The following is a 24,966-nucleotide window of genomic DNA, read 5'->3' as shown; positions in this document are numbered from 1 at the left end:
TGCATATAGAGATTCACGGCGCCAAAGAAAAGTACAACGGCCAAAAAGAGACGCCGTGAAGCAGGCTTCACGGCGCGTCAAGAGAGCTGACGATAATTACAGGCAGGGTAAACTCGGGATCGTGCCGGTCAGGCCTTCGGGCGCGGCACGGGAATGGGAATGTTGCGAATCTCGTTTTTCGCATCGACCTTGGTGGCGACGGTGCCGGTCAGCACCGTGTCGGCCTTCTTGGTGGCGGCCTCATCGGCGAATTGCGTATCGAGATAGGTATAGGCCACGCGAGCGCCTTCGCGGGCTCTCGTGCCCAGCGTGGTGAAGGTCTCCGCACTCTTGGCGCAGACATCCGGCTTCTCGGTGCAGAGATCGGTCGCATAGGAGATGACGCCGGCTGCGGCGCCCAGCGCGTCGGTCAGTTCGACGCCCTTCTCTTGCGAAAGCCTGTCGGTCGCGTCCTGGTCGAATATCGGCAGCATCACCAGCACCAGTGAGAACCAGAATGCGCCCTTGATCAAAAACCACATTGTCGTCGCCTGTCGTTGTCCGGTCTTGCCGCCGGTAGCGTGTCATCGATGAACGGTTCTGTGCCGTCCTGATTGCCGGCGACACTAGCGCCGCCCGGCCAACAACCCCTTCCGGGAATCGGGAGACTTTTCCGCGTATTCGTCGAAAATTGTAATTTCTCGCATTTGAACAGCATTCGACATGCATTTGATTCAAATTGTGGCCTGTCGCGTTAAGCATATGGGCAATGGCTCCCGAGGACTCCACCGCGTTGGGCAAGCACGCTCCGCCACAATTATTAACGGTGCCGAAAAAACCTCGAAATCACAAGCAATTACACCCTGTTAACCACAAATCCCGAAGTTGGCCCGACATGTCTCTTTTTTGGAATTTAAGCTGTGAATGCCGCTTTCCGGACATGCGCCCTTATCCATTCCTTAAGCCCCGGATGCGATTTTTCGGCTGTCAAACCAAGACAAGGCTGACGTGTTGAGAGTATTGCGTACCATTGCCGGCAAGGCTTTTCCCATGATGGGAAATTCGGCTTCCGCGACCCGCCAGGGCAACCGGGGTGTCGCGCCGAAGCATGCCGTCATTGCAAGCCTCGTCGCAGTGTCCACAGCCAGCCTCGTGGCACTCGCCGGCTGGAGCTGGTCCTCCATCCTGCCCTCCGGTTTTGCCGCCTTTGCCGCAAGCTGGCTTACCTGCCTTGCTCATGAAGAACTCCGCCCGCGCGCGATCGTAATGCCTCTACGGGCGAAGGCCGATCCCGCCGATCCGCTCGATAGCCTGCCGGGCCTCATCACCCGTCACGACGCGAGCGGCCAGTTGACCTCGGTCAACGGTGCCGACCGGGCCACATTCGGCTTCTCCCGGCACATGGCGCCGCAGTCCTATTTCGATGCGATCCACGTTTCGGGCCGCCTTCACTATCTCCACGCGATCGATGCGCTGCGCCAGGGCTCAAGTTCTGCGCGTGCCGAATTCATGCTTGCCGTCGGCGCCGATCTTCGTCCGGTACGGGCGCATTTCAGTGGCACCTTCGCGCGTGACGGTGGCCTTGAAGCCTTCACCATCCAGACCGTTGATATCGCCGACGAGGTTGCGCTGCGCGAGGACGTGTCAACCTGGAAGATCGAGGCGCGCTCGGCCAACGAGGCCAAGACGCGTTTCCTCGCCGCCGTCAGCCACGAGTTGCGCACACCGCTCAATGCGGTTCTCGGCTTCTCCGATATCCTGCTCGGCGAATATTTCGGCAAGTTCGAGAACGAGCGCCAGAAGGAATATGTCGAACTGATCAACCAGTCCGGCCACCATCTGCTCGCCGTGGTCAACACCATGCTCGATATGTCCAAGATCGAGGCCGGCCGCTACGAACTGATCAAGGAGCCCTTCGCGATCGGCGCCGTCATGCGCTCCGTCGATGAGATGCTCGGCCTTGAGGCCAAGCGCAAGGGCGTCGTTCTCACCACCCGCATCGCGCGCGGCCTCGACGAGGTCGTGGCCGATCGCCGCGCCGTCAAGCAGGTGCTGATCAATCTCGCCAACAACGCCATCAAGTTCACCGAAACCGGTGGCGTCGTCACCATCGATGCGGTCGCCGAGCGCGGCAACCTGGTCATATCGGTCAGCGACACCGGCATCGGTATCCCCCAGGAAAAGCTTGCCCTGATCGGCAAGCCCTTCATGCAGGTGCAGAACGACTACACCCGCCAGTACGAAGGCACCGGCCTCGGCCTGGCGCTCGTCAAGGGTCTCGTCGGCCTGCATGGCGGCGAACTCCGCATCGCCAGCGAAGAGCACAAGGGCACGGTCATGACGGTCACGCTGCCGCTTGATGGCGAAGCCGACGCCGGCTGCGAGACATTCGAATTCCCACCCAGATTGAACGAAACCTATTCAGGAGAGAACCGCGATGGCGCGAGAGCCCAAGCGAAAATCGCCTGAGCGCGGACCTCAGCGCGGCAAGCGGCCGGCGCCGTCGCGCGCCGCGCGCATCCTGCTCGCATCAGGCGCCGCGATCGGCCGGCATCCCCGCTCCATCGGCGGCTTCGTCGCCTTCGGCGTGATCTTCTCCTTCGTCGCGGCCAACGCGCTGTGGTATCAGCCGCGCCATCATCCGGCGCCGCTGCTGGCGACGCGCATGTTCGAGGACGCCAAGACCACCCGCGCCATGCCCGAAGTGGCAGACGAAGAGCCCGGCGTCACGACCTTCAGGATCGAACGCCAGTCCGACGAACAGCCGACGCAGGCCGCCGAAAAGCCCGAGCCTTCGCCGCTGATCCGCGAGATCCAGGTGGCGCTCGCCGGCCGCGGCCTCTATGACGGCCCCGCCGACGGCCTCACCGGCCCCAAGACCGAAGCCGCGATCCTGTTCTTCGAGCAGACCGAAGGCATGGCGGAAACCGGCGAGGCGAGCAAAGCCCTGCTCGCCCGGCTGAAGCACGTTGCAACCCCCGCCGACGATGCCGGGGTAAAGACCGCGAGCACCAAGGTTGAAAAGCCGCTGGACGAAGTCGCCGCCCTGATCTCGCAGGCGGACGATCCCGGCATAAGGGTGATCCCGGAGAAGAAGCCGGCATCGCCCGCGCTCGTCATGCAGATCCAGAAGGGCCTGTCCGGAATGGCCTATGCCGATGTGAAGGTCGATGGCATCCCGGGCGAAGCGACCCGCACCGCCATCCGCGCCTTCGAAAAGAGCTACCGGCTGCCGGTCACCGGCGAGCCCTCCGAGCGCCTGCTCAAGAAGCTGAAGTCGATCGGCGCGATATAGATCGCGATTCTCCCTCATCCGGCATGATCGTCCGGAGCCGGATTTTTTCCGGCTTCGGGCATTGCCGCGCTCAGGCTTGCCGTTGATTTTACGGCCTACGACGTCCGTGATGCGGGTACAGTCTGGATATATCAATATTTTTGCGGGAAACATCGAAATATATCGAATAAACGACGGCTAAGCCCCGTTCCTTCCGCAGTCGGAGGATGTGAGGTGTCTGCATGGCAGCCACGCACATCACCGCCACAGCGTGCCAATCCAATTTCATGACGCAAACTCGAAGGGACTGAACATGGCCGTCAACATTCTCAATGCGGATTCCTCTGCCCAGTGGGTCGCAAATACCGCGGGCGACACTTATGTGCTCAAGGAGGGGGTCTATCTCGGTGTCCTCGGTACGGCGATCAGCGGCACCGCCGCCGTCACCAACCGCAAATTCCAGATCGATGGCCATGTGATCGGCGAGGGCGCCGGCTCCGGCATGTTCATCGGCACCGATGCCGTGTCCGGTGGCTTCACGACCATCCACGTTGCCGCGACCGGCTCGATCCTTGGCGAGGCCTACGGAATCGTGTCGCAGGGCGGCGGCCTCGAACTCGTCAACAAAGGCGACATCAGCGGCTCCACCGCCGGGCTGTCGATAACTGGCGATCTCAACCACGTGATCAATGCCGGCACCATCTCCTCGTGGAACGGCACCGGCTTGATATCGAGTGGCATCGATGCCGACATCGTCAACCAGGGTACGATCAGCGGCGTCACGAACGGGCTCGAACTCAATGGAAATGCGTTCAACTTTGTCAATTCCGGGCTGGTCACTTCATCGACCGGTGCCCTGACCGATGCCGCTGTCTACATGACCGGGCATTATGGCCAATTTGTCAATGAAGGCACGGTGTCCTGCTTGAATTCCTATTCCATGCTCGGCGATGAAAGTACCCAATTGGTGACGAACAGGGGATTCGTCTTCGGTGCCGTCGATCTCGGCGACGGCAGTGATACCTTCTCCAATGAAGGCGGCACTGTGCATGGCAGCATCGAACTCGGCGCCGGTTATGACACGTTCAAAAGCGTTGGCGGCACCGTCACCGACAGGGTCTATGGCGGGGCGGGCAGTGACTTCTACACAATCGATGACGCGTCGATCGAGTTGGTCGAATTCTTTGGCGAGGGCACCGACGGAGTCAAATCTTCGGCCAGCTATTGGTTGGAAAGCAATTTCGAAGAACTTTATCTCGCGGGCAAAGCCGATCTTGTCGGCGGTGGAAATTCCAGTGACAATTATCTGATTGGCAACGCGGGTGACAATAAACTGTTCGGACTTGGAGGAAATGACGTGTTTCGACCGAGCGGAGGCAGCGACCGATTTGACGGCGGCGCGGGTTCCGATTTGATCAATTTCGATTCCGATATTGACTCGGCAGTTAAAGTCAATCTTTCGACCGGCAAAGGCGGTGGCGCCGCTGCGGGCCACACCTTCGTCAGCATTGAGAACATCAAAGGTTCTTATTTCAATGACCAACTCATCGGTAACAACGCATCCAACCGCATCGAGGGTGATTCTGGCAATGACATTATCGCCGGGGGCGGAGGCAAGGATATCTTCGTCTTCATGGGCGGCGAGGATGCCGATACGATCAGGGACTTTCAGGACAAGTCGGACAGGATCGAACTCGATTATCACTTCAACGGCTTCGACGCGGACAGCTTTGCCGACATCAAGGGTTTCATCAGCCAGAAAGGCAATGATGCCGTCATCGACTTCAGCTCGATCTTCGCAGGCGACAAGCTGATCCTCAAGAACATGGATGCGTCGGATATTTCCGCGGCGGATTTCCTGTTCCTCTGAGCAAGCAAAGGGGGCTGGCATCAGGTGTTTTGACTTTCGCCAGCTGCCGCCCTAATGCCTTTCCCATGCGCGTCACATCGGATTTCTTCGTCTCCGCTCTCATCCGCCGGGTGTTCTCATCCGGCGGTTTCGCTGCCATCGAACGCAAGGGTGCGGCCGAGGCCGGCGCCGTCTTCCTGCGCCAACGCTTTCGCGACGGCTATGAGACCCTCTATGGCCCGGCGCCGCAGAGCTTTTTCGAGGAACGCGGCGAGGACCGGCTGTTCGAGGTGCGGGCCGAACGCGCCGAGCCCGACGCCGTCGCGGACATCATCGCGCGCGAAGCCCGCTTCGATCCGGATCTCTGGGTGGTCGAGCTCGAAGCCGAGGATGTCGCGGCATTGCTTGACCTTGCCGAACAGAGTTGATGGTTCGGCTCCCGGCTCGACAACTTGGTGACGCTTCCCCGCTATTTTCGGATGTGATAATATGACGCCGTGAAATTTCCGAATGGACGGGCTGCGCGTCCGTCCAGGCATAATGGCTTAAATTCACCGCATGATGGGGCCGGGGGAATTCGAATGGCAACGATCCAGACGATCGACAGCAATTTCACTACGCCGATCCAGGTGATCGATGCCGACGATATCCTGATCATCAACCAGGGCGTCCAGGGCGTTCTCGACGTTCTCGCCATCAATGCGGAGACGGTGGCCGACAACCGCACGTTCGACATACGGGGCCGGGTCACCGCCAACAATGGTGCGGACGTCCTTCATCTGGGGCTCGAGTCGGATCCCTCGGGCTCATCAGGCGGGCAGATCAACTTGAGGGGAAGCGGGCGCCTCACATCCGACACCGGCACCGTGATCGCAGCCTATATCCAGGATGTCGAGATCATCATCAACGGCAATATCAAGGGCCAGAACGGCATCATCGGCAATCTCCTCGGCGGCTCGCTCGTCAACAAGGGCGACATCGTCGCCGTTGACCAAGCCTTCTTCTCCACCGGTGGCTCGTTCGACTTCACCAACAGGGGCTTGGTCAAATCCACCGACGACATCACCATCACTCTGACCGGAAACGGCAACAATCTTTTCAATTATGGCGACATAAGGGGCCTCGGCGCCGGCCCCACGGTTTTCTTCAACTCCGAGATTGGCAATTTCAACACCTGCCGCAACAATGGCGGGATATTTTCCGCTGATATCGCCATCCAATGCGGCGGCGGCAACGACCAGGTTTTCAACGACGGCTTCGTCAAGGGCGACATTATGCTCGGCGACGGTTTCGATCAATTTTCCTGCAAGAGGGGTACCGTCGATGGCGCCGTCTATGGCGGCGCGGATAACGACACCTACAATATATTCAGCCGAAAGATCAGCATCGTCGAAATGGATGGCGGCGGCATCGACAGCGTTTTTGCCAGCCGGAATACCAAGCTCCAGCTCTTCACCGAGAACCTCTTCCTTCTCGGCGGGGCGGACCTGATCGGCAGCGGCAATGCCGAAGACAACGATATCTACGGCAACAAGGGCGACAATCTCCTGACGGGTTTTGACGGAGCCGACCTCTTCAGCGCCGGCCGCGGCAACGACAAGTGCTTTGGCGGCATGGGGCCGGATACGTTCATGATCTACAGTGACTCCGGCAAGGATCGGGTCATGGATTTCTCTTGGCAGGAAGACATCCTCGACGTCGATAGCTTCGGATACGACACTTTCTCGCAGGTGATGAATCACGTCATCAAGATCAAGGGCGGTGTGATGTTCAGCGATGGCGGCGCCAGAATTGAGCTGCCGGATGTGAAACTCGACCAGCTCGGCGAAGACAACTTCCATTATTGAACCGGGATTATCCCGATTTGGGCCGGCGGGATCGCGCCGACCTGAGCGCTCTCTCCTGATACGCCATCCGCTGGAAATTCGGAAAGCATCGGGTTTCCCAAGCGCATGAAGGGCGCTCCGGGGCTTCAGCGGCAGCCGTCCCGGAAATTGGACGGCAGCAGCGGATTTCTTTGATCGTGTCGCAATTTTTCCGAAATAATCCGCATATTTTATGGCTATGAAACGTAATATCCGTAACTGAAGCGGAGATATGCGCGATGGCCAAGATTGTCCTGAACAAGCTAAGCACCGAAACCTGGGTCCTCGATGACAAGGCGCACTACATCCTCGGCGAAAAGGGTGTACTGGATGTCGATGCGGACGGCGCCGAGGGCTACGGCCACGGCATCTTTACCGGCGGCGGCTCCGGCGGGCCGGCCGGCAGCATCATCGATATCCTGGGCCGGATAACGGTTTCGCTCGACAACCATGTCGGCATCTTCGCCCAGAACGACGACATCACGATACGGGTCGCCGAAACCGGCCGTGTGAGAGCCGATACCGGTATCAACATCAACGCGATGGGTTCCCACATCGAAAACCACGGCAGCATTCGCGGGGTCAGCGATGGCGTCAAGTATTATCAGGGCATGGCCGATCTGGTGAATGCCGAGGATGGCGTTATCCGGGGCGTGGTCGGCGTGAGGCTCTCCGAGGAAGGCGGCACCATCGTCAACCGCGGCAAGATTATCGGCGAATCCATGTCCGTTTACAGCCACAGCGGCGAGGGGATCGAACTCAGGAATTTCGGATATCTCGGGGGTGACGTCGTGCTGGAGGAGGGAGACGACCTCTTCGTCAACAATGGTGGCACCGTCGATGGCGTCGTCAAGGGCGGGCTTGGCCACGATGTCTACCGGATCGTCTCGGGTGACGTCGAGATCTTTGAAGCTCTCGGCGAGGGCGTCGATACGTTGCAGATCAAGCGCTCCTACAGCCTCACCGACAGCGTCGCGATCGAAATCCTGCAAGCGCTCGGCACGGGTGACTTCGATCTCGCCGGCAACGGTCTTTCCAACCGGGTCATCGGCAATGCGGGCAACAACGTCCTCCACGGCCTTGGCGGCAAGGATATCATCTCGGGCTTCGGCGGCAACGATAAGCTCTGGGGCGGTGACGCAGGCGACACGTTCAACTTCATGAAGGGCTGGGGAAAGGATGTGATCGGCGATTTCGAGACCGGCGTCGACCGCATCAATCTCGAGCAATATGAAGGCATCACCGGCGTCGATGACCTCCACATGTTCCAGGTTGGCGATAACGTGGTGATCGAGCTTCTCGGCAAGGACAAGATCATCCTGCTCGACCAGGACGGCGTCAACACCGACGACTTCCTGTTCCCGGTTGTGTGACATTCCACTTCCAACCGGTAAACTGCTCCCATATCTGGCACAGTTGCACCCAGTTATGTTGGTTGCGGGAAAGTAAAACTCATTTACTGTGCTGTCATGGGCACCCGGAGAACACACCATGGCATCGCAGACAATCACGGCCGACTTTACCTCGACTATATTCGTACCTGACGACAACGATATCCTGCTTATCGCCAAGGGCGTGACCGGCCAAGTAGCCGGCACCGCGATCGACGCAGCAACCGCGTCGGACAATCGCCAGATCACCATTCGCGGCAGTGTCGAGGCTACGGCGGATATCGAGAGTTTCGGCCTCGTGCTTGGTGACTTCGATAATGGATTCTTGGCCGACGGCGCGGATGTGGGCATCGCCAAGACGGGCGTGCTTGTCGCCGAGGACATCGCTCTCCGTCTCAAAGTTGCGGACCTCAACCTTACCAATGATGGTCTGGTGCGCGCGGCGGTCGGCATGTCTGGCGGGACACCAGGAGCAAGCATCGTAAACAACGGCAGGATCATCGCGTCGAGCCAGGCGATCGACCTGCTGGGTAGTGATATTTCAATTGAGAATCATGGCCTTATCCGCTCGGATGAAACCGTCGTCCTGCGGCTCAACGGTGGTGACAATGTCGTGCGCAACCACGGCGTCATCGAACAAAGAGGCACCGTCCAGGTCGTCGAGTTCAACAGTTTCGACGGCAGTTCGAATCTCTTCGTCAATCATGGAACGGTCAAGGGCGGCAGCACGGCGGTGGTCGGTCGCGATGGCAACGAGAGGATCGTCAACTTCGGCCACTTCGACGGCGGTGTCACCCTCGGCGACGGCGACGACGTCTTCGTCAACCGTGGCACGGTGGGCAGCACCATATCAGGCGGATTGGGCGACGACGAATATTTCCTCTACAACAACAAAGTTGAGCTCGGCGCTGACTCTGGCGGCAGCGACAAGGTCTTCACCAACATCAGCATGAAGCTCGCCGACGGCATCGAAAGTCTTGAGTTGCTCGGCAGGCAGGACATCAGGGGCACCGGAAACGCCGACAAGAACACGCTCCTCGGCAATACCGGCGACAATGTGCTGAATGGGGGCGAAGGCAGCGATCAGATCACGGGTGGCCTGGGCAATGACAGGCTGATCGGCGGAGAGGGTGTTGACCGCTTCGTCTTCGCCGATGGCTTCGGCCGCGATGTGATCGCCGACTACGACTTCTCCGACCAGATCGTCCTCAACGACGTTTCATCGGCCATCGACCTCGATACCATCCAGGAGTTCGCCAAGCAGACTCAGGCGGGCGTGGTGATCGATTTCGGGCTCGGCGACAAACTGATCATCCTCGATATCGACATCGCGGATCTGGAAAATGTGGCGTTCACCTTTTTCCAGCAGGGCGACGACTGAAGCCGGCATGTCGCGGGGCGCTGTTACCTGGGTAACACTCTGAAACATATGAAACATTCAGGGCGGAATTCGGTGTTCTCCTGAAACAAAGCTGAGCGATAAGCGAGCCCACGAAACGAGAAATTTCAGGGGCTCAGATGAAAACCGTCAGCATTTCCAAGAACCGCACCACGATGTTCGAGGCCAAACAGGGCGACACGACCTACGTCCTCGAAAGGAACGTCTCCATCAGCACCGCCGACCCGGCGGGTATCGTCGGCATAACGGATGTCAAGGGCCGGGATTTCCTGATCAAGGGCGATATCTCGGCCGGCCAGGGCTTCGGCATCTTCATCGGTACGCAGGATGAAACTGGCGCCGGCGTGCTCGAAGTCGCCAAATCCGGATCGATTTACGGCAAGGTCGGCGTCAAGCTGGCCGCCGACGGGCAGGTTCTCAGGAATGCCGGCCTCATCGGCGGTGAAACCGCCGTCGAAACCTCGGGCACGCGGATGTTGATCCAGAATTCGGGGATCATCAATGGCGGCGACACCGGCATCGATGTGAGTTTCGAAGGTGGCAGGATCGTCAATACCGGGCAGATCTTCGGGCAGGACCATGCCATCACGTCGCTGCTCGGAGCGGGAGAGCAACTGAAGATCGTCAACAGGGGTGATATCGGCGCTACGATGGAGACGACGATCATTCTCTCCAACCTGACGGGAAGCACGACGACACTCGTCAATCACGGCAATATCGACGGCAAGTTCTGGGCGTTGCAGGCAAATTTCAGCCTGGCGACCGAGATCATCCGCAACCGCGGCGAGATTTCCAGCCAGGTCTGGCTGGGCGGCGGCGACGACATTTTCGACGACCGCGGCGGCACCGCCTACTATGTCGATGGCGGCGAGCAGGACGACCTCTATATCATCGACGATGCGCTGATCGTCCTCGGCGAGCAGACCAATGCCGGCACCGATACCGTGCGATCCACGGTCACCTGGACGCTCGGCAACAACTTCGAGAACCTCATTTTCACCGGGGAGAGCAGCCTCACCGGCAAGGGAAATGACAGCGCCAACCGCATCACCGGCAATGCCGGCCAGAACACGCTCTATGGCTATGGCGGCATCGACGTCATCAACGGCGGCCGGGGCAACGACCTGCTCTATGGCGGCGCGCTTGCCGACACCTTCGTCTTCACCACGAGGTCCGGCCATGACATCATCGCCGACTTCCAGAACGGAACCGACGTCATCGACCTGACCCGCTACAGGGAGCTCGACGATTTTGCCGACATCTCCGCAGGCATGGTGCAGAACGGCGCCAATGTCGAAATCCATCTCGGCAAGACCGATGTTCTCACCGTCAACAACGCGACGATCGCAACCCTGACCGGCGAGGACTTCGCCTACTAGAGCCCTTCAGGGTTAAATGGAAACAATTCTGTTGGCTCAAGCGGAGTCGCATGTTTGACCGGCCGGCGCGCGTCGTAGCCAAAGCATACGGCCAAGCTGGCCGGTCAAAGAGGTGGCCCGCTTCAGCCAACCCGAAGGGCCGGGCATCTTTCCGCCATTCCCTGCGGCGGCGGTCTCGGCCGTACCTAAGGGTACGACGCTCGCCCGCCGCCTTGGTCCTGACGAAAATCTGTCCCGGCAGAATGTTTCCATTTAACCCTGAAGGGCTCTAGGAACGCCTTCCGCACAGCATCTCGCGCTTGCCCGCGAAGCCCGGGCGGCGCTCGACCGCGAATCCCGCCGCGATCAGATTGCGGCGGACAAAGCCCGCCGCCGCATAGGTCGCGAATGTGCCGCCGGGACGCGTGTGGTCATGCACGACATTGAGGATTTCCCCCGACCACATGGCAGGATTGCGCGACGGCGCGAAACCATCGAGATACCAGGCGTCGAACGTCTCGGTACTCTCGGACAGATTGGTGAAAGCATCGCCACAAACCACCGTCAGCGTCACATCCTCCGCCAATTGGAGCCGAACCACGCCACGCGGATCATCCGGCCACGCCGCAACAAGCGCCTGCCTCTCCGCCTCGATCTCCGGCCAGCGCGACAGCGCCTTGCCGATATCAGCCCGGTCCATCGGATGAAGTTCGAATGAGATGAAATGAAGTGCGCGGCTTTCCCCGCCCCAACCCCTCCCCACAAGGGGGAGGGGCTTTGCCGTCGCGTCGGTCTCTTCCTTCACGTCTTTCAGCCGCCGCTCGCCTTCTGTCCGCTCCGCGTACTCGGCAGCAGTTTGGGACGGGCAAAGTGCCACATCTAAGCCCCTCCCCCTTGTGGGGAGGGGTTGGGGCGGGGTCTTTTCACCGCGCAGCGACGCACTGAAAGCCCGCCATGTCTCGCAGAAATTCAGCCCCGTGCCGAAGCCGAGTTCGCCGATCACGAAAGCCCCGCCCGCCTTCCAACGCTCCGGCAGGCCGTTGCCCGCGAGAAACACATGGCCGCACTCCGCGCGGCCATCTTCGCGGCAATAGAAATGGTCGCCGAATTCTGGCGAAAACGGCATGTCGTCGTCGATCCATTCCAGCGCCGGTGCTTTGTTTTCAGCCGTCTCCACCATGGCCTCAGCCGATAGTTTGCTTTCCGGCTCCGGTCAATTGGCCGTCGCCGCTCCGTCTGAAATACGGCAGCGCGAACATGTAGAGCCCGGTCAGCAGCAGCAACATCAGCGGCACCAGCGCCATCATGCCCACCAGGACCGGCGGCTGCTGATGCCCCATGCCGAATAGGGTGACGATATTGGCGATGAAGCCCACGGTAAAGGCAATCGCCAGCCAGCGATGTATCTGTCGAACCCATCTGTTCATGCTATTTCCTCTTTTGAAAATTCAATCGTTTGCACTGTGCCGAGAGGCTTCATTCCAGCCCATCCAGCACCTTCTCCAGGCTTCCAAGCATTTGCCGCCATCCAGCCTTGGCGCCACCGAGGGCCTGCTTCTGGTCCGGCCGGAAACCCGCCTGCTCGACGCGCAGATGCGTGCCCGTGACTGTCGGCGTCAGCGTGAAGTTCACCACGCTCCGCATGTCGTAGGCTGCGTCCTCATGCACATAGTTCCAGGTGTAGGACAGTAGCGTGTGCGGCTCGACCGTCAGCACTTCGCAGTCCAGCACGCCGCCCCATTCGCCGCGAAGATTGAAGCGGTGGCCGACGACAGGCAGGAAATCGTTCTTCATCAGCCATTCCTCCATCAGGTGCGGTTGGGTGAGCGCACGCCAGATCTTTTCCGGCGGATGCGGGATGTCGCGCTCGACGATGACGGCGCGTGTTTCGGTCGATTGTTCGTTCATTGTTTCATCCTTCGTCACTTGAGGTGTTGGTTGAACACGGCGTGCGGAAGCCCTCGGCCGCCGCACTGGCCGGCTCGGCCTTCTTTCATTCACCGCATCTGATTTACATTTTTTCGCCAGGCAGTTGACTGGCTTGCTTCACCCAATCCGCGAACTGCTCTTCGTCGAACGGGTCGTCTTCATGGATGTCGAGATAGCGCACGTCCTTCTGCTTCGACGTGCCGGGCGGCAGGGGATCGAGCGAGGCGCCGCGCATGAAGGCGACCTTGACGTATTTCATGATGCAGTGGAAACCGAGGAAATAATGATCCGGCTCGACGCCATAGAAGGGCGTGTTCCACTTCACCGCCTTCTGCACATCAGGGAGGGTGCGCGTGATGATATCGTCAATCCGGCGTCCGACATCGCTTTTCCAGCCCGGCATCGCGGCGATAAAGGCCTGCACCGGCGCGTCGCCATAACCCTTGGCGATCTGCGGATTGCCGCCCGAGAGCAGGACGACGCCGTCCGGGCCAGGTTGCAGCGGCTTGCGCGGCTTGGCGGCGGGCTTCTTTCCTGATTTGGTTGATGTTTCCGTCATTGGTCCATCCTTTTCAGCAAGTCTTCCAGGTCGTCGAACCGGCGCTGCCAGAACCCCGTCATCTGGCTCGTCCAGGCGGTCAGCGGAGCAAGCGCGCCAAGTTCGGCGCTATAATGCGTCTGCCGGCCTTCGTGCCGGTCGCGAACCAGTCCGGCCTGCTTGAGCACCCCGAGATGCTTCGAAACCGCCGGCTGCGAGATTCCCGCCTGCGCCGTCAGTGCCCCGACCGTCTGCTCACCCTCACGGCACAACCGCTCGAAGATCGCCCGGCGCGTCGGGTCGCCAAGGGTTCGGAAAAGGATGTCGTGGTCGTTCTGCATAGGGATCGATAACTCGCTGGCTATGGATTAACTCATAACCGCAGAGCTATGGGTTCGTCAAGGGGCTATTGTTGGAGTTGTGCCTCGATCGCCGCCTTGTCGATCAACGACCAGACTTTCCACACTTTCCCGCCGCGAAATTCATAGAAGACATTCTCGGCGAAGGAGACCCGTTTGCCATTCACAGGCAGTCCGAGGAACATCCCTTTGGGCCTGCAATCGAACGCCAGCCGGCTCGCAATGACGGGTGGATCGGAAACCAGCAGTTCGATGTTGAAGGACAGATCCGGGATCTCACGAAAATCCCGCTCAAGCATCTCGCGATAACCGGGCAATCCTATCCGCCGACCATTGTGGCTCGCATCGCCATCGACGAATTGCCCGAGGCGAGCCCAATCCTGGCTGTTGAGGCAGGCGATATAGCCCCGGTAGACGTCGGCGAGTTCGGTCTTGTCCATAGTCATCACTCCCGTATCGGGCCGGCAAGTTAGCACGCATGAATGTCCGCGCACCCGCCGAGAAACAATAATCCGGCCGCCGTCGGGTTCCAGCGTCACTCGCCGCCGCTTGATAAAAATGGTCGCCAAAGGCCGGACAATAGGGCATATCGCCTCGATCCATTCCAGCGCAGGTCCCGTATTTTATCCATGGCATCAGCCGAAAATTCCCTTTCCAGTTCCGGCCAGCTCTCCACCGATGTCCTCGTCATCGGTGGCGGCATCATGGGCCTGTGGGGCGCGGTGAAGGCGGCCGATGCAGGACTCTCCGTGATCCTGGTCGATGCGGGCGAGGTGGGCGGCAGTGCCTCGGGCGGCCTGCTCGGCGCACTGTTCCCATGGATGCCGGATCGCTGGGACGAGAAAAAGCAGTACCAGTTCGATGCGTTGGTCTCGCTGCCCGGCGAGATCGCCCGGCTGGAGCGCGAGACAGGCCTCAATGCCAATTTCCGCCGCGCCGGCCGCATCGTGCCGCTGCCCAGGCCGCACCTGCGCGACATAGCGCTCCGCCACCAGCGCGACGCGGAAACCAACTGGCACCAGGGCGCACACCGCTTCCACTGGCATGTCCGCGATGGCGAGCCGGAACCCGCCTATATCGACCCCACGGCCTGCGCCGCCGGTTATGTCCTGGATACGCTCGCCGCTAGGGTCGAACCGCGCGCGCTGATCGCTGTGCTCAAAGCATGGCTCATGCGGCGGGCGAATGTGCGGATTATCGAACATGCAAGGCTGGAGCGGCTGGATGCGGGGAGGGGCAGGGCGGAGTTCTCCATGGCTCACCCCCCTCTGTCGCTTCGCGACATCTCCCCCACAAGGGGGGAGAGTAGACCGCTTGGCGCATCGCACCTGCCAAGCTCGAGCCCCGAGAGTGGGCGAGACGTTGCCCCATCCATTCTCTCCCCTTGTGGGGGAGATGTCCGGCAGGACAGAGGGGGGTATGCCGCAGATGGGGCGATCACCATCACCTTCTCCCACACCCTCATCGCCGCCGGCGCGACAAGCTTCCCGATCCTGCAATCTCGCATGCCGCCACTGCCGAAACCCCTCGGCCAAGGCGTCAAAGGCCAGGCGGCGCTGCTCAAGGCCGATCTCGATCCCGGGCTCCCCGTCGTCTTCCTCGATGGCGTCTATGTCGTGCCGCATGAAGGCGGCTTCGCGGCCATCGGCTCGACCAGTGAAAACCATTACGACGATCCATTTTCGACCGATCACCACCTCGATGCCGTCATCGAAAAAGCCCGTGCCCTGTTCCCAGCGCTGCGTGACGCCGAGGTCATCGAACGATGGGCCGGCGTCCGCCCCAAGGCCATCGGCCGCGACCCGCTGGTCGGCCCGCTACCTAGCAACCCAAACGTCATCGCACTCACCGGCGGCTTCAAGATTTCCTTCGGCATGGCCCACCGGCTGGCTGACTCCGCGCTCGACCATGTGCTTGGCCGGAGCACGGCACCCCTGCCGGAGAATTTCACGCTTTCCGGGCAGATGGCTCGCGAAATCAAACCATAACCGCCCTCGACAAACCGCTCGCGCTTTTCTAGCCTTGGCCCAACGGACAAAGGTGACAAGCATGCTCGATATCAAGACCCCCCGCGACCTCGTCGGCTATGGCCGCAACATCCCCGATCCGAAATGGCCGGGTGGCGCCAAGATCGCGGTGCAATTCGTGCTGAATTACGAGGAGGGCGGCGAAAGCTGCATTCTCGACGGCGACCCGGCCTCCGAGAACCTGCTGTCGGAGATCGTTGGCGGACCTGCCTGGCCCGGTCAGCGCAACCTCAACATGGAGAGCATCTACGAATACGGCTCGCGCGCCGGCTTCTGGCGTCTCCATCGCATGTTCACGGCACTCGACGTGCCGGTCACCGTCTATGGCGTGACGCTCGCCATGGCGCGCAATCCCGAGGCGGTTGCAGCCATGAACGAGGCCGGCTGGGAAATCGCCAGCCACGGCTACCGCTGGCACGAATACAAAGACTACCCCGAGGAACTCGAGCGCCAGCACATATTGGAAGCCGTGCGGCTGCATACGGAAGTCGCCGGCACCCGCCCGCTCGGCATGTATCAGGGCAAGCCCTCGATCAACACGCTCAGGCTGGTCATGGAGGAGGGCGGCTTCCTCTATTCCTCCGACAACTATTCCGACGACCTGCCGTTCTGGGTGCCCGGCGTCGATGGCAAGCCGTTCCTGATCATCCCCTATACGCTCGATACCAACGACATGCGTTTCGCCACGCCCCAGGGCTTCAACTCCGGCGACCAGTTCTACACCTATCTCAAGGATGCCTTCGACGCGCTCTACGAAGAGGGTAGGGAGGGCTCCGCCAAGATGATGTCGGTCGGCCTCCACTGCCGCCTCGTCGGCCGCCCCGCCCGCGCCGCGGCGCTGAGGCGTTTCATCGAATATGTTCTCAAGCACGACGATGTGTGGGTCCCCAGGCGCATCGACATCGCCCGGCACTGGCATGAGCATCACAAGCCGGGGTGAGTTCTGACAATCCGACTTCTGCTGAACGCCGGCGGCGTCTCCTGTCTCCCGTGTAACACTCATAATTCCTGAACCGAATAGTCCGGGAGTTTGATGCGTCGTTCCTGCATCGTAACAAAAACAACAGATGGGAACGACAAATGGCGAAGATCAAGCACACTGACTTTCTCGGCGACCTCGGCTCGCTTTACTGGGATTACACGCCCGACGACATGCACACACTGATGGACGAGAGCGGCGCCAACAAGGCTGTCTATTTCGACACCGATGGCGGCGAGAAAATCATCCTCAAGGGCGAAGGCTTCGCCTATCTCGATGGCAAGCTGCTGACGGGAAGCGTCGATACGATCATCTTCAAGGACGAAAACGGCAACACGACGTCTCGCGTGTCGGGCGCCGATTTCAAGGCCAAGCAGCTCGACAATCTCCTGTCCGAGGGCAGCAACCTGTCGCAGTTCCTCGAAAAGGTCTATGGCGGCAAGGACAATTTCACCGGCAGCGCCAACGACGACTTCGTCTGGGCCGGTAAAGGAAACGACCGTTTGAACGGGCTGGCCGGCAATGACAGCATCAACGGCGAACTGGGCAACGACCGCATGACAGGCGGCGCCGGCCGGGACTACTTCTTCTTCCTGCACGACGACAAGGGCGGCCAGGACGTGATCAAGGACTTCGACGCCAAGGGCGGCGGCGACAATCAGGATTACATCGCCACGGGTTACGATGACGTACTTTCGATCAAGCAGGTCGGTGACGACGTGGTGCTCAACTATGGCGACGGCAATACACTGACTCTGCTCGACACCCACAAGTCAGACATTACCGCAGCCGATTTCGACATCCCGATCTGACATTTGGCGTCAGCAGCCAAACGATCAGACCAACCGCCTGTTCGATTTCTGAGCAGCGAACGCAGCCGGAGGACCGCCCGGCCGCCTGAAACAAAAGCGGCGGCCCCATGTCAGGGCCGCCGAATTCGTGCTGATTTTCTCGCCCAGGCAGCATTCTCTGCCGTGCCTGTTCAGTATCGAGGCGGCGCCCCCCGCATTCGCGCGGGCGGCGGAAGCCCAGGGAAACGGACCGGGCTCCTGCCTGTGCCGATAAGATTGCAGTAATTCCTCTTAACAAATGGTAACCATGCCGCCCCGAATTATGGGGGCCGACATGCCACTGTGAGCGGGAAGCGCATTAACCGTGATCCGGCTTCTGGATGCCATCAGATCAGCCGCGCTCGCCGGCCACATCCCGTCCGCCTCGACTTTCCTCCACCGCCGCGCTAGACCAAGACCCAAGAAGAAGCACCAAGCAACGAACGGGTGGAGCCATGGACAGAGCGGATTTCGTAGCGCGTTTCGGCGGCGTTTTCGAGCACTCCGCCTGGATCGCCGAGCGGGCCTTCGACGGCAACATCCTTCCAGTGGCGCTTAGCGCCAAGTGGCTGCACCGGGCGCTCCGCAAGGAATTCCGTGCCGCCACTGACGACGAGCGCCTGGCGGTGCTGCGCGCCCATCCCGATCTCGCCGGCAGGCTGGCTATCGCGAGCGACCTCACCGAGGACAGCCGGCAGGAACAGGCGGGCGCCGGGCTCGATCGGCTGACCGAGATCGAATTCGCCCGCTTCACCGATCTCAACACGCGCTATCACGCGCGCTTCGGCTTTCCCTTCATCATCGCGGTCAAGGGGCTCACCAAGCAGGAAATCCTGCACGCCTTCGAAAACCGCATCCATCACACACGGCCCGAGGAAATCGCCGCCGCGTGCCACGAGGTCGAGAAGATCGCAAGGCTGAGGCTGGAGGCGATGGATTTTTCCGGGACGTGAGATGATCGAGGCGGAAACCTCTGTTTCCGCCCCGAAGATCGACCGTCATGGGAAGCGGCCGCCTTTGTGCGGCGGCCGTCGCCGGTCGTATCAGCTTGGAAGCATGTAATCCAGGAAGTCGGCCTTTTTCACATCCTCGAGCAGGATGGTCGACCCGTTGTCCAATGTCAGCAACGTGTCATGGCCGTCGTGGACGCCTTTGACCTTTGTGACTTCCGCGTCGATGATGAGCTGATCCGTCACTTCGCCAAGCACGTCGAGATCGTGAATGATGTCGTGCTGAACGCCATTGTTCTCGAAATAGAAGCTATCCTGGCCCAGGCCGCCCGTGATTTCATCGTCGCCCTTGCCGCCTTGCAAGCTGTCCATGCCCTTGCCGCCGAAGAGTTCGTCGTCGCCGCGAAGACCCACCAGGCTGTCATTGCCGTTCGATCCGGTTACGGTATCATCGCCCGTGAACAGTGACAGATAGACGCCAAAGGCGTCGTCTTCCGCCGTTGCGGCAGCGATGGCGGACGTCTTGAACTTGCCGTCTGTCGCAACGATGATCTGATTGCCGTCGCCGTCCTTGAACACCACTTTGTCGATGTCGCCGGAATCGAGATTGCCGCCCTGACCCTTCAGATCTTCGCCGAACAGGATGATCTGGCCACCGTTCTCTTCATCGACGAACACCGCTTTGGTATGGTTGGAATTTATCGAAAGTACCAGGTTTCCGCCGAAGCCGTCGGCCCCAGTATCGTTCCATGTAATCTTAGCCATGCAGAAAAACTCCCGTGTTTTGCGTCGTAGAGACGTGCATAGTTGCCGATTTATTCAACCGCCAATGCGTACGAGATCGACTGCGCCGGGTCAAACGCATGTGTGAAGTGGCGTCATGATTGACGCCTTGTCTCCGGCTCCCTCTTACCCTTCCATTCGAATGTGATCGTCTCGCCCAGCCTGATATTCTGGATCAGATGCGGCCGGAACGCTGCGAGGCAGGTGCCGCCCCTTCGCCGCGCCGAGGGATAGATCACGCCGTTGCCGCCGCCCTCGAATATCCGGCGCGCGAGCGCCTGACCGGCCGGGTAGGCCGTTGCGATATCCGGCGAGAGCGCCGGCTCGCCATCCATTCCGCGCAGATCGTGGAACGGCCCGATGATCCCGGCGAGCAGTTCGCGATAGGCGGTGATGTTGTCGTAGATGCCGACATGGTCGAGTTCGCGGGTCAGGTGGTAGATCACCTCGGCCTGCGAGGTCCTCGCCGCATCCTTCCCGATGGCCGCATACCAGGCGCCGCGCCGGTTATCGTTGAAGCGGTTGCCGTCCGGTTTCACATAGCAGAAGGCGGCGTTGACATAGGTGTAGCCGAAGCCCGCCGCGGGCGTCAGCAGTTCGGAGGGGTCGACTCCCGGTGGCATGCGGATGGGTGCGAGACGCGCCGAGGAGCGTCCTTCCAGCGCTTCCAGCACCTGCCGTTCCTCGTCCGTGTCGTAAAGCGGCGACAGAGCCGGCTCTGTGATATAGGCGGTCGAGATCAGCCGGACGGTCGAGGGCTCGGCAATCTCCGTGACGGGGATCGTCACAATCCACCTCTCATGGCATCGACATGATCGCGCACCCGCATCATCGCCGGTATGCCGCCCGCGATCATCAACTCGACCGGCGTCCGGCCCTCATAAAGCGGACCGCTATTCTTCAAGGCCGGCCAGCCATATTCCAGCGGTCCGTTGAAAAGCAGTCGCAAGCCCTTGAATATGCCGATGATCAGGCTCGCCCGCATGGCCTTGTCGCGATCCAGCGTGCCGCGATACTGCCCCGCCTTCATCCGGTTCCAGGTGGCGATCGGCACGTCGAACAGCGCGGCCGCGTCGGCATTCCTGAGGTTCCAGAGATCGGCCGTGCGCGTCACCGCCTTGACGATGGTGGCGACTTCGACTGCCGGGACCGGTTGGGGTTTGAGAAGAACCGTCATTACAGCCCAACATTGATATCAATTTTCATATCATATGATATGAATAAAGATCGCTTTTGTCAAGGAAAAGCAAAATACCTTGAAAACTATCACGTGACACTTTATACTTTATTGATGAAACTCAATGATCTCACACGAAAGAAGCGGAGGCTCGATGGGCACAGGCCTCTCGACGCCGCGCTGTTGCGCAACCTTGAAGAGTGGTTCCAGGTCGAACTGACCTACACATCGAACGCGCTGGAGGGCAATACGCTAACCCGGCTTGAGACCGCACTCGTCATTGAAAAGGGTCTCACCGTCGGCGGCAAGACACTGCGCGAGCACCTCGAAGCGGCCAATCATTCCCATGCGCTCGATTTTGTCCGAAATCTGGCAACCGGCACATCGGCTATGCTGACGGCCCGCAACATCCTTGCAGTTCACGAGATCATTCTCAAGGGCATCGATGACGGGAACGCCGGGCATTTCCGCGCGGTTCCCGTTCGCATTTCCGGTTCGCGCGTCGTCCTGCCAAACCCGCTGAAGGTGCCGTCCCTGATGGATGAGTTGGAGGCATGGCTCTTATCGGAACCCAACCTGCATCCGGCAGCACTAGCCGCCGAGGCGCATTACCGGCTCGTCACCATACACCCTTTCGTAGACGGCAATGGCCGAACCGCCAGATTACTGATGAACCTCATTCTGATGATGCACGGATATCCGCCGGCGATCATAAGGAAAGAAGATCGCCTGGCATATCTGTCCGCGTTGGAAAAAGCACAGTTGGGAGGGTCGAAGAGGGACTACGAGGATATTGTGATCCGCGCCACAAACCGCTCACTGGATATCTACTTGAAGGCGCTGCGTTCATCGCCCAGGGGCACGGCGGTCGCGAGCGCGAACCTGCTGAAGATCGGTGCTCTGGCCAAGGCGGCCGGTCAGACGGTTGCCACGATCCGCTACTGGACCAGTCAGGGCCTGATAGATGTGGCGGAAACGCTGCCGTCCGGCTACCTGCTTTTCGATCCCGGCATGATAAAGCGCTGCAAACAGATAGAAAGCTTGAAAGAGAAGCGCATGACGATCGCGGAAATCAGGGACGAACTCGCCCGGCAACAGGCCCGGCAAGAGGATTGACCAATGTCCAACATCCTGCCCATCCAGCCGCTCACCAAATCCGCCTTCGCGCCGTTCGGCGATCTCGTCGAGGCCGATCCCGCCACCATGCGGCTGATCAATGGCGGCACGACCGAACGGTTCCATGCGCTGGGTCACGCCCAGGCACTCGGCGAGGGGGCGGAGGTCATCATCAATCTGTTCCGCGGCCAGCCGCGCAGGTTGCCCTATACTGTGGATATGATGGAGCGCCATCCCTTCGGCAGCCAGAGCTTCCATCCGCTGCAGGACAGGCCCTGGCTGGTGGTGGTAGCGGAGGACGAAGGCGGCAGGCCGGGCGCGCCGCGAGCATTTCTCGCGAGCGGTCGGCAGGGCGTCAACTACCGCGCGAATATCTGGCATCATCCTTTGATGGCGCTCGAAGAAATCAGTGATTTTCTCGTTATCGACCGTAGCGGGCCGGGCAACAATCTGGAAGAATACTACTATTCCATATCTTATATTATTATGGAGATTTCCCGATGAGCGGCCTCACCACCCACGTTCTCGATACCGGCCTCGGCCAGCCAGCCAAGGGCGTGATGGTCGATGTCTTCCGCATCAATGACGAGGTGCGCGAATATATCAGGACCGTGCACACCAATGCCGATGGCCGCGTCGATGGCGGCCCGATCCTCCAGGGCGAGAATTTCCGCAAGGGACTCTACGAACTGGTTTTCCACATGGGCCCCTATCTCCGCTTCCACGGCCACAAGCTCACCGACCCGCCCTTCCTCGATATCGTGCCGATCCGCTTCGGCGTGGCCGACCCCGAGGCCCATTACCACGTGCCGCTGCTGATCTCGGCTTTCGGCTATTCCACTTATCGCGGCAGTTGACCGCATGAGATTTGCGGCAGTCGCGGACATACACGGAAACGCTCTGGCGCTCGAAGCGGTGCTGGCCGACATCCATGCTCAGGGCATCAGCGATATCGTCAATCTCGGCGACCACCTGAGCGGCCCGCTCGAAGCGAGGCGCACCGCCGATATCCTCATGGGCCTCGATCTGCCCTCCGTGCGCGGCAACCACGACCGCTACCTCATCGAACAAGCTGAAAGCGCGATGAACAGCTGGGAGCACGATGCCTTCGGGCAGTTGACATCGGCGCATCTCGATTGGCTTCGCACCCAGCCGCCGACGCTTGTCTGGCGCGGCGAGGTCTTCATGTGCCACGCAACGCCCGGCGACGACAACAGTTACTGGCTGGAAGACGTCTCGCCCGATGGCATCGTGCATCTGAAGCCGTTGGACGATATCGAGGCGCTCGCCGAAGGTATCGGGCAATCCCTCATCCTGTGCGGTCATTCGCACCTGCCGCGTGCCGTCCGGCTCTCCGATGGGCGCATGATCGTCAATCCGGGCAGTGTCGGTGGCCCGGCCTATGACGACGACAAGCCGTTCTACCACAAGGTCGAGGCGGGCACGCCGCTCGCCTCCTATGCGATCCTGGACAAAAGCCCCGCCGGCTGGCAGGCCGCGTTCCGGCTCGTGGCCTACGATCACATGGCAATGTCCAGGCTTGCCGCTTCACGCGGCCGCGACGACTGGGCGAGCGGTCTCGCCACCGGTTGGCTGGCGCCGCCGGCGACATCCTCGATCGCGCGGTGATCGGGCCTTCCACTTCTGACTGCATCCTCTCTTGATTAAATCATACGTTTCATTGCAGATGACCGCGGGACAAAATCATTGCTGAAACACTTTTTTAGAAAAGAGAGCGACGGATGGCCAAGACCACCACGATCAGGAAGATTTTGACTGAAGAAGTCTTCATTGAAGACAACAACAATATCATCAACATTACCAGGACCGGCAAGGTAATCACGGATACGCCCGATATGGGCGACCCCAGTTCGACGGTCGGGGACAGCGGTCTTGCCAAGAATAACATTTTCAACATCGATGGCAGCGTCATCGGTATGGAATTCGCAGCCTCTATCGAAGGTGAGGGATCCGAGATCCATGTCGGAAAGACCGGCTTTCTGCAAGGCGGCTGGGGCGCGGGTATGTTCGGGCAGGAGCAGGTCCTGGTCAATAACGGGTTGATTGTCGGCGGCGGCCCCGACGGCGACGGTGTTTTCGTCTACGTGGTGGCCGACGGCAAGATCGTCAACAACGGCACGATCCTGGGCGCTCAATATGCGATCGAGGTTGCCCAGGCTGACGGACTGAGCATCACCAACGGCAGGAACGGCTTGATTTCCGGGAACAACATAGGGATAGCGATCGACTCCCAGGCCGGAGACGCCAACAGGATGGTCAACCTGGGCTTGATCAATGTTACGGGAAGTTACACCAGGTCCATCGTTGATGGCGACGGCAGTATCAACATCCGCAACAAGGGCATTCTTTCCGGCGGCGTTGAGCTCGGCGGGGGCGACGATGTATTCAACGGTCTCGGCGGCACGATGGTCCGAGGTTTTGTCATTGGCGGCCTCGGCAATGATACGATGTTCATCGACAGCGCCGATCTCGGGCTGAGCGAAGAAATCGGCGAGGGAACCGATACGATCAAATCGGCGATATCCTACACACTCGACCTGAATGTCGAAAACCTGACCCTGCTCGGCAAGAAGAACGTCGATGGCACCGGCAACGGCGAAAACAACATCCTGCACGGAAATGCCGGCGACAACACGCTGAATGGCGATATGGGCGACGACTCGATTTACGGCCACCGTGGAGACGACGAACTGACCGGCTCTTCAGGCTCCGATACGTTTTTCTTCGGAACCAAGGACGGCCACGACACGATCACCGACTTCGTATCCGGCGCGGTCGATCTCATCAACCTCTCGGCGTGGAAGGCATTCGACGATTTCGCCGACGTGCTTGCCAGTGCCAAGGACAAGGGCACCGATGTCGTTATCACGTTAGGCGAGGACAGCCTGACAATCGAAGATTATCACAAGGCCGATCTTCTCGACATCTTCTTCTCCTTCGTTTGAGTGCTCGATCCGTCGCGCACGCGATGATGGCGCTTTGTGCAACCAGGCCCGTCGGGAGAGCCTCCCGCCGGGCTTTTCGTTTCCAGAACGAAGCGTCTCGCTTGAAACAAACGAAACAAGAATAATTCGAATACGGAGTAATCAAGAAACGTCCTTACCGTGAAACTGATCATTCATTTTTCATTTTAAGGACGAAG

At 60.0% G+C, this 24,966-nt stretch carries 27 protein-coding genes; 17 read left to right on the top strand and 10 right to left on the bottom strand.

The window, feature by feature from the left end; genetic code table 11:
* Nucleotides 1-128 precede the first annotated feature (128 nt).
* A complete protein-coding gene (locus ACSQ26_RS14945) occupies nt 129-521 on the bottom strand; it encodes a DUF5330 domain-containing protein (RefSeq protein ID WP_436010078.1) in 393 nt (130 codons plus the stop codon).
* A gap of 508 nt (nt 522-1,029) precedes the next feature.
* Here ACSQ26_RS14945 and ACSQ26_RS14940 point away from each other — a divergent pair.
* The 8 genes from ACSQ26_RS14940 (at nt 1,030) to ACSQ26_RS14905 (ending at nt 11,136) form a co-directional block, all read left to right on the top strand.
* A complete protein-coding gene (locus ACSQ26_RS14940) occupies nt 1,030-2,448 on the top strand; it encodes a sensor histidine kinase (RefSeq protein WP_436010076.1) in 1,419 nt (472 codons plus the stop codon).
* Complete coding sequence (locus ACSQ26_RS14935) at nt 2,417-3,274, top strand: peptidoglycan-binding domain-containing protein (protein WP_436010074.1); 858 nt, start codon at nt 2,417-2,419, stop codon at nt 3,272-3,274. The genes ACSQ26_RS14940 and ACSQ26_RS14935 overlap by 32 nt, the downstream gene beginning before the upstream one ends.
* Before the next feature lie 292 nt (nt 3,275-3,566).
* Entirely contained in the window at nt 3,567-5,123 is a 1,557-nt protein-coding gene (locus tag ACSQ26_RS14930) for a calcium-binding protein (protein WP_436010072.1), read from the top strand.
* A 65-nt stretch (nt 5,124-5,188) separates the two neighbouring features.
* A complete protein-coding gene (locus ACSQ26_RS14925) occupies nt 5,189-5,530 on the top strand; it encodes a DUF1491 family protein (protein WP_436010070.1) in 342 nt (113 codons plus the stop codon).
* A gap of 153 nt (nt 5,531-5,683) precedes the next feature.
* A complete protein-coding gene (locus tag ACSQ26_RS14920) occupies nt 5,684-6,949 on the top strand; it encodes a hypothetical protein (protein WP_436010068.1) in 1,266 nt (421 codons plus the stop codon).
* Between the two features lie 257 nt (nt 6,950-7,206).
* Complete coding sequence (locus ACSQ26_RS14915; protein ID WP_436010066.1) at nt 7,207-8,340, top strand: calcium-binding protein; 1,134 nt, start codon at nt 7,207-7,209, stop codon at nt 8,338-8,340.
* A gap of 118 nt (nt 8,341-8,458) precedes the next feature.
* A complete protein-coding gene (locus ACSQ26_RS14910; RefSeq protein WP_436010064.1) occupies nt 8,459-9,739 on the top strand; it encodes a calcium-binding protein in 1,281 nt (426 codons plus the stop codon).
* Nucleotides 9,740-9,876: 137 nt separating this feature from the next.
* A complete protein-coding gene (locus ACSQ26_RS14905) occupies nt 9,877-11,136 on the top strand; it encodes a M10 family metallopeptidase C-terminal domain-containing protein (protein ID WP_436010062.1) in 1,260 nt (419 codons plus the stop codon).
* Nucleotides 11,137-11,404: 268 nt separating this feature from the next.
* Here the strand turns inward: ACSQ26_RS14905 and mnmD are convergent, their stop codons facing one another.
* From mnmD to ACSQ26_RS14875, 6 genes are all read right to left on the bottom strand, one after another.
* Entirely contained in the window at nt 11,405-12,295 is an 891-nt protein-coding gene (gene mnmD / locus ACSQ26_RS14900) for a tRNA (5-methylaminomethyl-2-thiouridine)(34)-methyltransferase MnmD (protein ID WP_436010060.1), read from the bottom strand.
* A 4-nt stretch (nt 12,296-12,299) separates the two neighbouring features.
* Complete coding sequence (locus ACSQ26_RS14895; RefSeq protein WP_436010058.1) at nt 12,300-12,542, bottom strand: hypothetical protein; 243 nt, start codon at nt 12,540-12,542, stop codon at nt 12,300-12,302.
* A 49-nt stretch (nt 12,543-12,591) separates the two neighbouring features.
* Entirely contained in the window at nt 12,592-13,023 is a 432-nt protein-coding gene (locus tag ACSQ26_RS14890; RefSeq protein ID WP_436010056.1) for an SRPBCC family protein, read from the bottom strand.
* 103 nt (nt 13,024-13,126) lie between these two features.
* Entirely contained in the window at nt 13,127-13,603 is a 477-nt protein-coding gene (locus tag ACSQ26_RS14885; RefSeq protein ID WP_436010054.1) for a DUF1801 domain-containing protein, read from the bottom strand.
* Nucleotides 13,600-13,923 carry an ArsR/SmtB family transcription factor gene (locus ACSQ26_RS14880; protein WP_258161171.1) on the bottom strand — a complete coding sequence of 108 codons (324 nt, stop codon included), beginning with the start codon at nt 13,921-13,923 and terminating at the stop codon, nt 13,600-13,602. The genes ACSQ26_RS14885 and ACSQ26_RS14880 overlap by 4 nt, the downstream gene beginning before the upstream one ends.
* 65 nt (nt 13,924-13,988) lie before the next feature.
* Complete coding sequence (locus ACSQ26_RS14875; RefSeq protein ID WP_436010052.1) at nt 13,989-14,381, bottom strand: ester cyclase; 393 nt, start codon at nt 14,379-14,381, stop codon at nt 13,989-13,991.
* Between the two features lie 189 nt (nt 14,382-14,570).
* Between ACSQ26_RS14875 and ACSQ26_RS14870 the strand changes: the two genes are divergently transcribed.
* From ACSQ26_RS14870 to uraD, 4 genes are all read left to right on the top strand, one after another.
* Nucleotides 14,571-15,929: an NAD(P)/FAD-dependent oxidoreductase gene (locus tag ACSQ26_RS14870; RefSeq protein ID WP_436010050.1), complete on the top strand. Its 1,359-nt coding sequence runs from the start codon at nt 14,571-14,573 to the stop codon at nt 15,927-15,929.
* 61 nt (nt 15,930-15,990) lie between these two features.
* Nucleotides 15,991-16,908, top strand: coding sequence for an allantoinase PuuE (gene puuE, locus ACSQ26_RS14865; protein ID WP_436010048.1), 918 nt, complete (start codon nt 15,991-15,993; stop codon nt 16,906-16,908).
* Nucleotides 16,909-17,048: 140 nt separating this feature from the next.
* Nucleotides 17,049-17,759, top strand: a complete 711-nt coding sequence (locus ACSQ26_RS14860; RefSeq protein ID WP_436010046.1) for a hypothetical protein — start codon at nt 17,049-17,051, stop codon at nt 17,757-17,759.
* Nucleotides 17,760-18,232: 473 nt separating this feature from the next.
* Nucleotides 18,233-18,730 carry a 2-oxo-4-hydroxy-4-carboxy-5-ureidoimidazoline decarboxylase gene (uraD, locus tag ACSQ26_RS14855; RefSeq protein WP_436010044.1) on the top strand — a complete coding sequence of 166 codons (498 nt, stop codon included), beginning with the start codon at nt 18,233-18,235 and terminating at the stop codon, nt 18,728-18,730.
* Nucleotides 18,731-18,820: 90 nt separating this feature from the next.
* Here the strand turns inward: uraD and ACSQ26_RS14850 are convergent, their stop codons facing one another.
* From ACSQ26_RS14850 to ACSQ26_RS14840, 3 genes are all read right to left on the bottom strand, one after another.
* Nucleotides 18,821-19,492 (bottom strand): calcium-binding protein, encoded by a 672-nt coding sequence (locus tag ACSQ26_RS14850; protein WP_436010042.1) that lies wholly within the window; start codon nt 19,490-19,492, stop codon nt 18,821-18,823.
* Nucleotides 19,493-19,605: 113 nt separating this feature from the next.
* Nucleotides 19,606-20,298 carry an RES family NAD+ phosphorylase gene (locus tag ACSQ26_RS14845; RefSeq protein ID WP_436010040.1) on the bottom strand — a complete coding sequence of 231 codons (693 nt, stop codon included), beginning with the start codon at nt 20,296-20,298 and terminating at the stop codon, nt 19,606-19,608.
* Complete coding sequence (locus ACSQ26_RS14840; RefSeq protein ID WP_436010038.1) at nt 20,295-20,687, bottom strand: antitoxin Xre-like helix-turn-helix domain-containing protein; 393 nt, start codon at nt 20,685-20,687, stop codon at nt 20,295-20,297. The genes ACSQ26_RS14845 and ACSQ26_RS14840 overlap by 4 nt, the downstream gene beginning before the upstream one ends.
* A 39-nt stretch (nt 20,688-20,726) precedes the next feature.
* On the opposite strand from ACSQ26_RS14840, the gene ACSQ26_RS14835 reads away from it, so the two are divergent.
* The 5 genes from ACSQ26_RS14835 to ACSQ26_RS14815 all read left to right on the top strand — a co-directional run bounded on the left by ACSQ26_RS14835 (nt 20,727) and on the right by ACSQ26_RS14815 (nt 24,769).
* Nucleotides 20,727-21,803: a Fic family protein gene (locus tag ACSQ26_RS14835; protein ID WP_436010036.1), complete on the top strand. Its 1,077-nt coding sequence runs from the start codon at nt 20,727-20,729 to the stop codon at nt 21,801-21,803.
* Between the two features lie 3 nt (nt 21,804-21,806).
* Complete coding sequence (locus tag ACSQ26_RS14830) at nt 21,807-22,307, top strand: ureidoglycolate lyase (RefSeq protein WP_436010034.1); 501 nt, start codon at nt 21,807-21,809, stop codon at nt 22,305-22,307.
* Complete coding sequence (uraH, locus tag ACSQ26_RS14825) at nt 22,304-22,660, top strand: hydroxyisourate hydrolase (protein ID WP_436010032.1); 357 nt, start codon at nt 22,304-22,306, stop codon at nt 22,658-22,660. Before ACSQ26_RS14830 ends, uraH begins: the two co-directional genes overlap by 4 nt.
* A gap of 4 nt (nt 22,661-22,664) precedes the next feature.
* Nucleotides 22,665-23,432 (top strand): metallophosphoesterase family protein, encoded by a 768-nt coding sequence (locus ACSQ26_RS14820; RefSeq protein ID WP_436010030.1) that lies wholly within the window; start codon nt 22,665-22,667, stop codon nt 23,430-23,432.
* A 113-nt stretch (nt 23,433-23,545) separates the two neighbouring features.
* Entirely contained in the window at nt 23,546-24,769 is a 1,224-nt protein-coding gene (locus tag ACSQ26_RS14815) for a calcium-binding protein (protein WP_436010028.1), read from the top strand.
* Nucleotides 24,770-24,966: the final 197 nt, after the last annotated feature.

Source organism: Rhizobium sp. LjRoot254, assembly GCF_964254105.1.
Classification (GTDB): domain Bacteria; phylum Pseudomonadota; class Alphaproteobacteria; order Rhizobiales; family Rhizobiaceae; genus Rhizobium_E.
Note: the sequence above shows the minus strand (reverse complement) of the source record. Positions and strands in the feature narration are given on the sequence as shown.

Bases quoted from the DNA above. Each gene is read 5' to 3' on its own strand.
- ACSQ26_RS14945 (WP_436010078.1), bottom strand. From the start codon at position 521: ATGTGGTTTTTGATCAAGGGCGCATTCTGGTTCTCACTGGTGCTGGTG.
- ACSQ26_RS14940 (WP_436010076.1), top strand. From the start codon at position 1,030: ATGATGGGAAATTCGGCTTCCGCGACCCGCCAGGGCAACCGGGGTGTC.
- ACSQ26_RS14935 (WP_436010074.1), top strand. From the start codon at position 2,417: ATGGCGCGAGAGCCCAAGCGAAAATCGCCTGAGCGCGGACCTCAGCGC.
- ACSQ26_RS14930 (WP_436010072.1), top strand. From the start codon at position 3,567: ATGGCCGTCAACATTCTCAATGCGGATTCCTCTGCCCAGTGGGTCGCA.
- ACSQ26_RS14925 (WP_436010070.1), top strand. From the start codon at position 5,189: ATGCGCGTCACATCGGATTTCTTCGTCTCCGCTCTCATCCGCCGGGTG.
- ACSQ26_RS14920 (WP_436010068.1), top strand. From the start codon at position 5,684: ATGGCAACGATCCAGACGATCGACAGCAATTTCACTACGCCGATCCAG.
- ACSQ26_RS14915 (WP_436010066.1), top strand. From the start codon at position 7,207: ATGGCCAAGATTGTCCTGAACAAGCTAAGCACCGAAACCTGGGTCCTC.
- ACSQ26_RS14910 (WP_436010064.1), top strand. From the start codon at position 8,459: ATGGCATCGCAGACAATCACGGCCGACTTTACCTCGACTATATTCGTA.
- ACSQ26_RS14905 (WP_436010062.1), top strand. From the start codon at position 9,877: ATGAAAACCGTCAGCATTTCCAAGAACCGCACCACGATGTTCGAGGCC.
- mnmD (WP_436010060.1), bottom strand. From the start codon at position 12,295: ATGGTGGAGACGGCTGAAAACAAAGCACCGGCGCTGGAATGGATCGAC.
- ACSQ26_RS14895 (WP_436010058.1), bottom strand. From the start codon at position 12,542: ATGAACAGATGGGTTCGACAGATACATCGCTGGCTGGCGATTGCCTTT.
- ACSQ26_RS14890 (WP_436010056.1), bottom strand. From the start codon at position 13,023: ATGAACGAACAATCGACCGAAACACGCGCCGTCATCGTCGAGCGCGAC.
- ACSQ26_RS14885 (WP_436010054.1), bottom strand. From the start codon at position 13,603: ATGACGGAAACATCAACCAAATCAGGAAAGAAGCCCGCCGCCAAGCCG.
- ACSQ26_RS14880 (WP_258161171.1), bottom strand. From the start codon at position 13,923: ATGCAGAACGACCACGACATCCTTTTCCGAACCCTTGGCGACCCGACG.
- ACSQ26_RS14875 (WP_436010052.1), bottom strand. From the start codon at position 14,381: ATGGACAAGACCGAACTCGCCGACGTCTACCGGGGCTATATCGCCTGC.
- ACSQ26_RS14870 (WP_436010050.1), top strand. From the start codon at position 14,571: ATGGCATCAGCCGAAAATTCCCTTTCCAGTTCCGGCCAGCTCTCCACC.
- puuE (WP_436010048.1), top strand. From the start codon at position 15,991: ATGCTCGATATCAAGACCCCCCGCGACCTCGTCGGCTATGGCCGCAAC.
- ACSQ26_RS14860 (WP_436010046.1), top strand. From the start codon at position 17,049: ATGGCGAAGATCAAGCACACTGACTTTCTCGGCGACCTCGGCTCGCTT.
- uraD (WP_436010044.1), top strand. From the start codon at position 18,233: ATGGACAGAGCGGATTTCGTAGCGCGTTTCGGCGGCGTTTTCGAGCAC.
- ACSQ26_RS14850 (WP_436010042.1), bottom strand. From the start codon at position 19,492: ATGGCTAAGATTACATGGAACGATACTGGGGCCGACGGCTTCGGCGGA.
- ACSQ26_RS14840 (WP_436010038.1), bottom strand. From the start codon at position 20,687: ATGACGGTTCTTCTCAAACCCCAACCGGTCCCGGCAGTCGAAGTCGCC.
- ACSQ26_RS14835 (WP_436010036.1), top strand. From the start codon at position 20,727: ATGAATAAAGATCGCTTTTGTCAAGGAAAAGCAAAATACCTTGAAAAC.
- ACSQ26_RS14830 (WP_436010034.1), top strand. From the start codon at position 21,807: ATGTCCAACATCCTGCCCATCCAGCCGCTCACCAAATCCGCCTTCGCG.
- uraH (WP_436010032.1), top strand. From the start codon at position 22,304: ATGAGCGGCCTCACCACCCACGTTCTCGATACCGGCCTCGGCCAGCCA.
- ACSQ26_RS14820 (WP_436010030.1), top strand. From the start codon at position 22,665: ATGAGATTTGCGGCAGTCGCGGACATACACGGAAACGCTCTGGCGCTC.
- ACSQ26_RS14815 (WP_436010028.1), top strand. From the start codon at position 23,546: ATGGCCAAGACCACCACGATCAGGAAGATTTTGACTGAAGAAGTCTTC.